The following is a 12,346-nucleotide window of genomic DNA, read 5'->3' as shown; positions in this document are numbered from 1 at the left end:
AATATTGCACAGAAATCCTGCAGAAAGGGGAATAACATGAGGAGAAAAATGTTAGTGGCGTCGGTGGCTGTTCTGGGTTTATGGGGGTGCGCAGATGAACCGGATGCGGTTTCTGAAGTTGAATCCGTGGACGCCTCTTCTGAACAAACGGATGTACCTACTGAAAAAGAGGAGGAAAAAGTGATTTCCTTCATCGGAGTCGGTGACAACCTGATCCACGATTCTATTTTTCGGGATGCGGAACTGGCGGACGGCACTTATGATTTCAAGTTCATCTACGAAAACGTGGCAGAAGATATCAAGGAAGCCGATATCGCATTTCTGAACCAAGAAACGATCAGTGCCGGGAATGATTATGACTATTCCGGCTATCCGGCGTTCAACACACCGCCCGAAATCGCCCAGGATATGAATGATCTAGGCTTTGATTTGGTCAATGGCGCAACGAACCATGCACTGGATTATGACTATCCCGGCGCCCTCAATTCCCTAGCCGTATGGAATGAACAGGAGAACGTTGTCTATACAGGCATTTATGAGAGCCAGGCCGACCGGGATGAGATCCGGACGATTGAAAGGGATGGCGTCACGTTCTCCTTCTTGACCTATACCTATGGGACGAATGGCATTCAGCCCGACACTTCCTATCGTGTTTCGTACTTTGATGAAGCACTGATCCGTCAGGATGTGGCTAATGCCAAAAACGTCAGCGATGTCGTCATTGTTTCAGCGCACTGGGGTGATGAAAATACGCAGAAAGTCAATGAAATGCAGCACACTTATGCACAATTGTTCGCCGACTTGGAGGTCGATGTAGTCATCGGTACCCATCCGCACATCCTGCAACCGATCGAGTGGGTGACGGGCGCGAACCAAAATCAAACCCTTGTGGTCTATTCACTAGGAAATTTCATCGCGCATTCGCTGACGGATTACAATACGCTCGGCGGCATGGTGACTTTTGATTTTGTTGTTGCTGATGATGACAATATAACCGTCGAAAACGTCCAATTCGAGCCTACCGTTTCACATTATGTTGCGGATCCGGGGAATGTCGAAAACTCAAGGCGTGATTTCAAAATTTACAAGTTGGAAAATTACTCGGAAGAATTGGCCTCAGAGCATGGGTTGAACGGTTATGAAGGATTGAAAATAACGCCGGATAACTATCTTTCCATCGTGAAGAATGTCATCCCTGCAGAAATGCTGGAGTGACGGAAAAAAATACAATAACGCATTTTTTTGAAGGCGTCGGTAATCCGCGGTGGGACAACCTTTTTTTGAGAAGAAACAGGATTAGTGCCGATTCCTTCCGGAAATTGCTTAATAATTATTGACGAAAACTCTAATTTATTCTATATTGTATACAGGTAGAAAATCCTATCGCGATATTCTATCCAACCTAGAAAAACTCCTACAACATAAGTCGGTGATCACGTCACCCCCAACACCAGAACTACATCCTCCGCTCAATCCATTGAGCAAACCATCTGATCACTTTCACAACTTTACTTCCTGAATCAAACAAAAACACCAATCAAACAAATGCATTTATTTTAAACTTAAGTTTATCGTCGGATCGTTTCACAAGACATCCCGTAAGTCCCCTTCAGCAAAACATCCCTTATAAACTCTTCACATATTTATTCTGAAAATAAATTCAATGGAAAAATTGCAGAAAAATAAGCTTTTTTTGTATGCAAATATAGCTTCAATCAAGCGTGCGGTTCATCTCATAAAATTAAAAAAACGCTAATAATATGTAAGTTTTTTCAACAAACTTATTTAGCATGCGGAAATAGTTATTCTGATATATGTACCTCAAAGGTTTGCCAGCAATTTTGAAGGCATCCATTTCATTCGGATCGATTATCCGAAATGCCCACGTTTTACCCCTCCCATTGATTATTCCTTGTTCTCGATAGATCCGTTTTGAGTAAAGCAGTTTGTCACTGTTCTTTGTACGTGGTCCTTAACAGCCCCTGGATTGAGTCAAGAAAAGTCCGTATTTTCGGATAATTGGCTAACTTGCGTGATTCATCAGCAGTTTCAATCCACTGCGCCAGTCACTTGTACCGTCACTTTCTAAATATAGAGGAGATGGAGGAGTATGAGAAGAAAACGCTTTATACTGCTTGACAGAATCGCCTTTTGGCTGATAACATTGATGACCATCATGCCATCTTTTTTATCTGCCTACACCGCAATCGATGTATTAGCCGCAGATATCGGAACCGTTCAAGCATCACTACCGATGGACGATGGGACTGCGAGTGCAACCGGAACGGTCAACGGATCAGGAACTGCTGTAGATTGGGTTGTGACCATCACAAAATTTGATTCGGAGGATGAACGGGCACCGAAACTGGAGCTTGAATACAGTAGTGGCCTAGGCGCACCGTATAATATTAGTACGAATGTTCAACAAATCAATCGTACGGATATCGGAGCGGTGACAGTCTTAAGAGGATACACTTACAGCACAGCCGCAGAAACACTCACGATGACTTTCACCACCGACATTACAGACCCCATTTCCGAAACAGTTTCCATCAAAATGCTGGTAGGCACCGTCAGCGAAGCAGAATCCGAGACTATGGATATCCTCTCATCAGGAAATACAAAAACCATATCTCTGGCAAATCCCATAGCTCAAGCGGCAGCAGAAGCAGCGGCGGAAGCGGAAGCCCAAGCAGCGGCGGAAGCGGAAGCCCAAGCAGCGGCAGAAGCGGAAGCCCAAGCAGCGGCGGAAGCGGAAGCCCAAGCAGCGGCAGAAGCGGAAGCCCAAGCAGCGGCAGAAGCGGAAGCCCAAGCAGCGGCAGAAGCGGAAGCCCAAGCAGCGGCGGAAGCGGAAGCCCAAGCAGCAGCGGAAGCGGAAGCCCAAGCAGCGACGGAAACCGAATCCCAGGATATGAGTGAAAATAAAACGAACAGCTCAGCATTTACATCTTCATTCTCTCTTGTTTCTTTATTTAGTCCCATGGCTTTGGCATCAACTTACACCGACTCGATAGCTGTAAACAAAACAGCAGTGCGCACGTTGGGATGCAGAACATATGAAGTAACTTTAGGCATTACAGGAACACCACCGAGCAAACCTGTGGATATTATTTTAGTGTTAGACCGTTCGGCTAGTATGACATTGAATAATTCAACTAGATTAGCGAGCTTGAAGACTGCGGCCAATGCATTTACTGATATCGTTCTGGGGGATGGAACCACTAATAACAGAATCAGCGTTGTCAGTTTTGGAGGAGCAAATACTGGGAATGGAAGCCTTAATGATGCAACTGTAAATCAAGCTTTTACTTCTAATACTAATACTGTAAAAAATACAATTTCCAACATCACAGTAAACAACTCATATCAGTACACTAATACTGAAGCAGGATTAGCGAGAGCTGGCCAGCAATTGAGTAATGCAAGGGCCGAAGCGGAAAAAGTAATCATCTTGTTTTCTGATGGCGTTCCAACGATATCCATAGGAGGAACAAGGACGGATACTGATCCAGATGCTCCGCTGTCAAGCGAAGACTTGGCTACCCGAACGACATTCGCTAGGACAACAGCAGCTGGGCAAGCTTTGTGGCCCTCAGCACGAGTGTTCAGCATCGGTTTGTTGACCGGTTACGACGCTGATACTTATCCGCTTGCAGTAAATTTGCTTGATTCAGTGCAGAATTCCGGATTCTACAATGCTCCATCCGAAGCTGACCTAGCAGGTATTTTTGAAGAAATCTCAACCCAATTAAACTATTCCGCTACCAATGCCGTCGTCACCGATGTGGTGGGAAATGCTTTTAACCTAGTGGAAAGCAGCTTGCCTGCTGGAGCAACGTATAATTCGGCAACGCGGACAATTACATGGTCTCCTGGGACGATTTATACGAGCGCACAGTTGAAATATGTTGTTCAAGCGAAACCCGATACGTTAGCGGGGATATATCCGACGAACGAGTCGGCGATCTTGAATTACACAGACGTAAATGCTTTGCCAGCTATCAAGACATTCCCTAAACCCACTGTTAATGTTCCACCCCCTCTTGCAGTTACCTTGACGGATCAAACAATCCTTAAAGGGGACAGCATAAGTTTAGGTGATTACAGAGGACCAATAACTGGCGGTGATGGGAACGGTACCTACACCTACGCTTGGTATGTAGATGGCTCCGATACAGTCATTTCAACAGCGGAAAATCCATCTGTTTCCCCTACCGTAGATACGAAATATAAGCTAATCGTTACAGATTCCAGCGGTTGTAAGGCCATCGCCTATATGTGGGTCAGGGTTAAAACAGGAAGCCTGACAATCAGAAAAGAAGATGAATCTGGTACAGTCATTACCAATAATCCAGCCACCTTCACTCTGGCAAAAGGCGGTACTACAACAACGCAGTTGACGGCTGCAAATGGATTTGCCGAATTTACCGGTCTTACACGAGGGACGTATACATTACAAGAAACAGTCGCCCCGACAGGGTATATAGCAGATCCGACAATATACACAGTGACTGTGGGATTAAGTGCAATGGGCACGGTAGTGGTTACCGTGACTAAACCTGGAACACCGAACCCAGTCACGGTTTCAAGTAACCCACTGGTCATAAAGAATGCAGTTGATAAAATTGATATTCCGGTCACAAAGGTTTGGAATGACAATAACAACGTGCTGAATACGAGACCGACTAGTATTACTGTCAATATTTATCAGAACTATCAGACAGGCAATGCGCCATATAAAACTATTGTTATAACACCTACCGTTGATGGGGTATGGAGCGGGACATTCACGAATCTACCGAAATACGCAAGTCCAAATGAGTTGTACGTTTATACCATCGAAGAGGTCGTTGTTGACAAGTACACGGCGGTTGTTACGCCTGCAGCAAATGGTTTCACTATCACCAATACGCTTGATGTAGGATCTCTGGCGATAACAAAAGTTGATAAGACGAATCCCACAATAAAGCTACCCGGAGCGATATTCGAACTGCAGCATGCGGATGGAACGGTAGTGAAGGATCTTGATGGGATTGATGTGAGAGGCACGACCGATTCTGACGGAAAAATCACATGGAACAAGATTCCTTACGGCACCTATAAGCTGGTGGAGACAACAGCTCCTGACGGATATAGCCTGCTTGACGAAGATGTCGAAGTGGTAATAGATAAGGATCATATAAACGTTTCGAAAACTCTCGAAAATGTTCCGGTCCAAGTATTGCCGGTCACCGGAGGAATGGGGACGACAGTGTTCACTCTGATTGGGCTAGGGATCATGCTCAGCACGGGATATATTTACCGCAAGAAACAATGAATGGCTAATTAAAAGGGAATTATATAAGAGGAGGAGAAGAAGATGAATAAAATGGTCAAGCTTTTTCTAACCGCGTTGCTATCAGTTATGGTCGTATTTGGTTTGGTACTGCCGGGTGCAGCACTCGCAGCCATCGAAAGACCGACGACAGGAACATTGACCATCCACAAATTGCAATACAATACGGCAACCGCGCCTGTGATCAATAACGACGGACTGGTCTTGCCAAGTCTTCCAGCTGGCACTTCAGTCCTGCCGGGGGTGACCTTCAAGGTGTATAAAGTGTCTGATGATGCCACCGCCACCACGATACCGGCGGGTGTCACACCGGTATCGCTTGTCACAAACGCAAGCGGGGAAGCGATTTTCAACAGTTTGGCCGTAGGTCGTTACTTGGTTGTTGAAGATATCACAGCACCTGGAACGCCGGCAGGTATCGAATCCTTCACGCCAAACTTTTTGGTGGATGTACCGATGATGAATCCGGATAATGTTTCCTGGAATACAGATGTGCATGTATACCCTAAAAACCAGCTCGTGTTAGGGAAAGTCGAACTGTCGAAATCATTCGAAGGATACACAGTACCGACTTATCCAACTGCAACGTTCGAATTGTACAAAGGCGATTCGGCTGACGGCACCGCTGATGACACGAAAATCGGGACAATCTATACGACAAGCGCTGCTACCGGAAAAATCAATGTCGAAAATCTTACCGTCGGCCACTATTACTTCATCGAGACCGTTTCACCAACTGGCTACGGATTGAACAAAACCCCAATCGAATTCGACATCACGATCAATGACCATAATGTGACGAAATATGTCAGCGACAACAACTTCAAGTATCCGACAGTTGATAAATTTGTAACTACAATCGGGAATAAGACAGCTACGGCGAACATCAACGAATTGAACACGTGGTTCATCCAGGCCACTATCCCTGGAGATATCGGAGATTATGAGAGCTATATGATTTCTGATGATTTAGAATCATTCTTGGACTATGAAAATTCTTTCAGTATCAAAGCAGGTAGCCAAGTTCTTGTACCAGGAATAGATTATATTTTCCCTGAACCGGCAGTTGGTACAGCAGGCCCTGCACTCATGATCAATATCAATCCTGCTTCATTGGCCGGCCATGCAGGTGATAAAGTGACAGTAGAATTCAAAACCAGCATCAACGAAACGGTTACGATGGATGACGAAATCGAAAACAATGCAACTGTAACAGGAACTTTGGATGGCACACCTTACGAAGAGGATGTCCCTGATTTGCCGGAAGTCCACACTGGCGGCAAAAAATTTGTGAAAGTCGGCAAAACAACGGATTCGGCTGCTTTGTCCGGGGCGGAGTTCAAGATTTTCAAAGCCGGAACGACACAATATCTTCAACCAAACTGGACTTGGGGAGATAAAGCTACAGCGCGTGTCTTCACATCCGGAGTAAATGGTAAGTTCGAAGTGACTGGCTTGGCTTACGGCAATTACACTTTGGAAGAAACGAAAGCCCCAACAGGCTACAATTTGAGAGCTGATGTAGATTTCACTGTGGCTTTAGGAAGCTACGTTGATGCAAGTACCGCAACTATCACGAATGCGCCTACATTAACGCTACCATCTACAGGTGGTATGGGTACGATTGTCTTTACCGTAATTGGATCGGTATTGATGATGGGCGCAGTGAAACTGTATAAGAAAGAAAGCGTGGAAGAATAATCAGAATTAAATAAACAGTCCTGATATGAGCAGGCGATGTTATCGCCTGTTCATCGAAGAGGCTTTCCCGAGAAAGCCTCTTCGATGAACAGAAAGTACGTTCAAGAGAGCTGGAAGGTGGCCATCCTCTGCTACTCTCTACTTGATCAGGAAAGAGGGTGTTTGTGTTGAAAATGAAAATATCAAAGAAAATGCAGAAAATTCTATTGGCAACCATCTTTGCTGTAGGGTTAGGCATTTTTTTGTATCCAATACTGAGTAATTTATATGTAGGATATTTTCAAAATCAGGTGATTGATTCCTATCAAGATAAAATTGAACAGATGACAGAGCAAGAAAAGAGGCAAGAGCTGGCAGAAATGATGAGATACAACGATAAGCTGAATCAGACCGGTATCGAGTATGTGGATCCTTTTGAAGGTATTTTGGATAATGACACTGATAGCGGTGCCGATGAGAGTGAGATTGCTGTTTCTATTGATGAGGAACCTGACATTTATGATGCCTTGTCGGATTCCGTTGGTGAAGCATTAGGGCATATCGAAATTCCAAAAATAGATATAGATATTCCCATCTATTTTGGTACTAGCGAGAAGGTGCTTCAGGAGGGGATCGGCCTGCTTGAGGGGAGCTCACTGCCGGTAGGCGGAACCAGTACACATGCAACGCTGACAGGTCACAACGGATTGCCGAGTGCAAAACTATTTACAGACCTGCATGAATTAGCTGTTGGGGATGTTTTTCTCATTCATTCCATAAACGGTACACTCGCCTATGAGGTGGATACCATAATTACAGTATTGCCGGATGAAACTGATTCTTTGAAGATTGTTGAAGGTGAGGATTTGGTCACTTTGATTACTTGTACCCCTTATATGATTAATACGCATCGCTTATTAGTTACAGGCCACAGGGTTGATTACGAAGAGGTTGAAGAAATTTCCAAAGAAACGCAAGTAACTGATCCCGTCAAAGATGTGAAGGAACAGGATAACAAGATTATTTACTTTGTTGTAGCAATGGCGTTTATTCTTCTAATGGTTACTATTATGCTGTACAGGAGAAGACGCAAAAAAGAAGGTGGCCAAAATGAAAAATAAAAAGAAGAACAGATATTTGCTGCTCTTCATTTTGGGAGTATCCATTATTTTGGTTCCGCAAGTGGTCATCTTTTACAATAATTTAGGCCAACAAAATCAAATAGATGAATATAAGGATACGATTACAGGATTAAATGAAAGTCAAATCCAACAATTTTTTACAGAGGCAGCCTTAATCAATAACAATAACATTGCTGCTAATGCGGATAGTGAAAATGATACAGAGCTACCAGAAATTTCCGCAGAAGTCACTGACACTGTGCCCAATCATTATCCTCTAAGCGATCCATTCACTAACCAGATGACTTCAGGAGGAAATCAGCCAAGTTTGATTGCAGAAGATGATGTCTTTGCTTTCATTGAAATCCCTAAAATTGGTGAGACGTTGCCTATTTACTTGGGCGCTACGACAAACAATCTTTCAAAAGGTGTGGCTCAAGTGACGGAATCATCTTTGCCGACAGGGGGATCAGGGACACATTCTGTTATTGCAGGTCATCGAGGATATTACGGGGCAACATTTTTCAGATATATCGATCAAATGGAAATCGGAGATCTATTATATATATATGTATTGAATAAAGTGCTGATTTACGAGGTGACAGGTCAGGCTATAATCGAACCTGATGATACGTCTTCACTGGGGATTGTGGATGGAGCGGATTTAGTAACCTTATTGACATGCACACCTTATCCGACAGACCAGTATAGATTACTAATATACGGATCGAGGGTATACGATGAAGGTGAACCTGTCGAGTACACGACTGCATCAGAAGAGACTATAATTGGCGAAGCCAATGAGGAAGAAGCTGAACTGGCCTTGAAATATCCTGATGAAGAAGAACAACAAGTGATGGAAGGAGAAATATCCAGCAATGAGAATTATGCTGAAAACATCGAAATCCAGGATAGCAGTGAAACGTTTGAGCAGAGCAGTGATTCTGCAGTTAGCGAATATACAGAAAATCAAGTTCCCCAGTCGTCGGGAAATACGATTGTTCAAATCCTTATGTCAGCAAATGAAATTTCGCCAGCCGCCCGCAATCATAAACTAATCAATCGCATCATAATTACTGCAGGCTTACTAAGCATTGCCATAAGCGTAGGATTAATAATGAGTAACAAACGAAAAGAGTAAGGGTGTTTTTTGCCGACACACATGAGTGTTGGTATTTTAAAATGTGTGAAACGGGCCACATAGATCAAATTCAGACAAATTGGAACATTTTTCGTTAGTTTAATATTAGTGAAGGCGTTCATGCATGGACGCCTTTTTTATTTCGGTGCGCGTGCCGGTGGATTCCGCGGATTGTCGAGTATAATGGGACCGTGAGTTCAAGATAACCACCTTGTCCACGTCGCAATCAAGCGCCCCCCTTCGATGTTATCTTTTGTGAAACCAACTGAATGGTGTTAAGATGAATTTGAAAGCGATAACATTTTATTGGTGATGTAAGGGGGATGCGCTATGGATAAGGAAGTTCATCAACTGATTGAAATCGCTGAAATTGCGATGCAGGCGAATGACTATGCTCATGCTGAGAAAAAATACATTGATGCTTTATATTTATTGGAGGACCCGAGATCTGCTGAATATCAAAAAGTCGTAAACAAGTTGGCCAAGTGCTATGCTGCGCAGGAAAATTTTGCTGGAGCCAAAGAATGCCTCGAGGAACTGTTGTTTTATGCGAAAAAAAACAAAGACCTGGAGAAGGAAGCCGAGTATCTGCATGCCTTGGCGGTGAATACCCGTTACATGGAGGAATACGACTTGGCATCTCTGATGTCTGAGGAAGAGATTACTTTCCGGCTTACGCATTTCCCAGACGATTATTGCGGGTTAGCGCGAAGCTATCATGAAGCGGCAATGTTGTCATTGCTGCAACGGAATCCCATGAAGAGCAAAGTTTATCTCGACAAGGCAAAACAGCATGCGGACAAGTCAGAAGATGTAGATTGTAAGGCCGGCATAATGCGTGGGCTGGGTGATTATCATTTCACCCTCAATGAATTGGAAAGAGCCCGGGATGCCTATCTGGAAAGCCATGCCTTATATATGAATAATAAAAATGAAGAAGCGGCAGATGAATTGCTGGCAAGGCTGAAGCGCGTTGAGGATGCAGGGTGAGAACCGTATTAGGCAGCTTTGGACTGTAAAGATCCATTCTAAAAACGAAAAAAAGCAACCTGTGGCCAGGTTGCCTTGATTTTCTATAAAATCGATAAAATATCCGACGGTGTCTTGAAGATGTGATCTGCATCGAATCCTTCCGACGTATGCGATCCCCATTCCGCCAAGCCGAAAGCGACTGCGGCATTGCGTGCGCATTGGTTGTCGTAAATGGAATCCCCGATGTAGATGGCTTCATTCTCGGCAATGCCCAATCTCCGCAGGCATTCCGTTAAAGGTTGCCCGGAAGGCTTATGTTCTTCGGTATCGCTGGATGTGATGATGACGTCAAAATAATCATCCAAACCGTAGGGTGTGATATTCAGCTCGTAACTCTCTTTTGTTTTGGAGGTGACAATGCCCAGCAGATGATTGTTTTCCTTCAAATGACGCAGCGTATCTTCCATTCCAGCAAAGATACTTACGCTATCCGCATATGTTTTCGACTGTACACTCCACTTCGGATGCAGATCGGCAGCTTCTTCAGGTGTGAAGCCCAATAACTGCAGGCCTTCCATGCCCGGTATGCCGAAGATCGTACGCATGTCTTCCTGTGTTGCAGGTCGGCCGGCGTGTTCCTGAAGGACATCATCCAGACCTTTGAAGATGGAATATTCGGTATCCACAATTGTACCGTCGACATCAAAAATAAATGAATGTATCATATAAACAGCTCCCTTGAAATAGTTCCTGTCATTATAGCACAGCTTTGAACGGTAATAAAACAACCCCGAATGATGCAAACGCATTAAAAAAAGGTTACAATGTGCCGTGTTCGTTTGGAAATGGCGCCCATTGGTTATATACTATACCTTTAGGAGCATAAAATGTTGCTAAAAGAATAAGTTCGGCGTCGCCGAGTTTTTATAGAGTAAGGGGAATTGAAACATGGCTTTAAACGAAAAAGAATCAAAAATACTGAGCTACATAAAGGAAAATCCTTTCATTTCGCAGCAAGATTTAGCTACAAAGATTGGCCTGTCACGTCCCGCGGTGGCAAACATCATTTCCGGCTTAGTGAGACGGGGATACCTTTTGGGGAAAGCCTATGTCATCAATGACACGCGACCAATCGTCTGCATCGGCGCTGCCTGCATCGATCGCCGCTATTTTGTGGAAGGGGGCCTTGTTCATGGACAATCGAACAATGTCACCTCACAGACATCAATCGGAGGGGTTGCTCTCAGTGTCGCTGAGAATCTAGGTAGGCTGCAGGAAGATGTCGTCATGCTATCTTTAGTCGGTGACGATGCAGAATGGCATACGATCGAAGAATCCATGCGCCCATTGATGAAGACGTCCGAAGTTGAAATGGTCCCGGGCTTTTCTACAGGAACCTTTATGGAAGTCATCGACGAATCAGGAAAGATGATCATCGGATTGGCAGAGATGGATATCTACGAATACATGCAACCAAAGTGGTTGTTGAAACATCTGGCGACTCTGAAGCGGGCGAAGTCGATCATTATCGATTCGAATTGTCCGAAAGAAAGCGTGGAGCACTTACTTGAAATCGGAGCGAAGTACAACATTCCAGTCGCACTAGTCAGCGCATCCTTGCTAAAGCTTTATAATATCCCGGAAAATCTAAAAGGATTGAAACTGCTCATCACCAAACATGACGAAACCGAGAAACACTTCGGGATCGAAATCAAGGATGATGCATCCTTGCGTGAAGCTTTGCAGCTTTGGATGGACAAAGGCGTTCAACATGTCATCATCACCAGAAACAGTCAGTGCGTCGGCTATGCCAGCGAAAAATACGGCATGCACGTCTACGACCTCAAGAACAGCGACAAAGATAGCGATACCTATATCTGGGGGACGAACGAAGCGCTTTGTGCCGGAATCGTTTATTCCTACTTGAGGACTGATGATATTACGGAAATGATCCAGACGGGCTTGGTGAACGCCGTCATGTCATCAAAATCGGCCTATAAAGTGCGCCCGAACCTTTCCCAGGCAGTATTGCGTAAAGATGTCAAAGAAATCGGTAAGTTGGAAAGCAGAGAAATTTAGTCAGATAAGATCTAATGA

Annotated in this window: 8 protein-coding genes; 7 read left to right on the top strand and 1 reads right to left on the bottom strand. The window is 44.3% G+C overall.

Going from position 1 to position 12,346, the window contains the following annotated elements:
• Positions 1-36: 36 nt before the first annotated feature.
• The 6 genes from WBM30_RS11405 to WBM30_RS11380 all read left to right on the top strand — a co-directional run bounded on the left by WBM30_RS11405 (position 37) and on the right by WBM30_RS11380 (position 10,267).
• The gene (locus WBM30_RS11405) at positions 37-1,215 is read left to right on the top strand and encodes a CapA family protein (protein WP_424900827.1); all 1,179 of its coding nucleotides are present in this window, start codon (positions 37-39) and stop codon (positions 1,213-1,215) included.
• Positions 1,216-2,110: 895 nt separating this feature from the next.
• Entirely contained in the window at positions 2,111-5,317 is a 3,207-nt protein-coding gene (locus tag WBM30_RS11400) for a SpaA isopeptide-forming pilin-related protein (RefSeq protein ID WP_424900826.1), read from the top strand.
• Between the two features lie 42 nt (positions 5,318-5,359).
• Positions 5,360-7,036: a SpaH/EbpB family LPXTG-anchored major pilin gene (locus tag WBM30_RS11395; protein WP_424900825.1), complete on the top strand. Its 1,677-nt coding sequence runs from the start codon at positions 5,360-5,362 to the stop codon at positions 7,034-7,036.
• A 173-nt stretch (positions 7,037-7,209) separates the two neighbouring features.
• Entirely contained in the window at positions 7,210-8,136 is a 927-nt protein-coding gene (locus WBM30_RS11390) for a class C sortase (RefSeq protein ID WP_424900897.1), read from the top strand.
• Entirely contained in the window at positions 8,126-9,277 is a 1,152-nt protein-coding gene (locus WBM30_RS11385; RefSeq protein ID WP_424900824.1) for a class C sortase, read from the top strand. The genes WBM30_RS11390 and WBM30_RS11385 overlap by 11 nt, the downstream gene beginning before the upstream one ends.
• 330 nt (positions 9,278-9,607) lie before the next feature.
• A complete protein-coding gene (locus tag WBM30_RS11380) occupies positions 9,608-10,267 on the top strand; it encodes a tetratricopeptide repeat protein (RefSeq protein ID WP_424900823.1) in 660 nt (219 codons plus the stop codon).
• Positions 10,268-10,350: 83 nt separating this feature from the next.
• Here the strand turns inward: WBM30_RS11380 and WBM30_RS11375 are convergent, their stop codons facing one another.
• A complete protein-coding gene (locus WBM30_RS11375; RefSeq protein WP_424900822.1) occupies positions 10,351-10,974 on the bottom strand; it encodes an HAD family hydrolase in 624 nt (207 codons plus the stop codon).
• Positions 10,975-11,197: 223 nt separating this feature from the next.
• On the opposite strand from WBM30_RS11375, the gene WBM30_RS11370 reads away from it, so the two are divergent.
• Positions 11,198-12,328, top strand: a complete 1,131-nt coding sequence (locus WBM30_RS11370) for a carbohydrate kinase (RefSeq protein ID WP_424900821.1) — start codon at positions 11,198-11,200, stop codon at positions 12,326-12,328.
• The last annotated feature ends 18 nt before the right edge of the window (positions 12,329-12,346 follow it).

This window comes from Trichococcus sp., from assembly GCF_049684335.1.
GTDB lineage: Bacteria > Bacillota > Bacilli > Lactobacillales > Aerococcaceae > Trichococcus.
The sequence above is the reverse complement of the archived record's forward strand: the minus strand, read 5'-3'. Positions and strand labels throughout refer to the sequence as shown.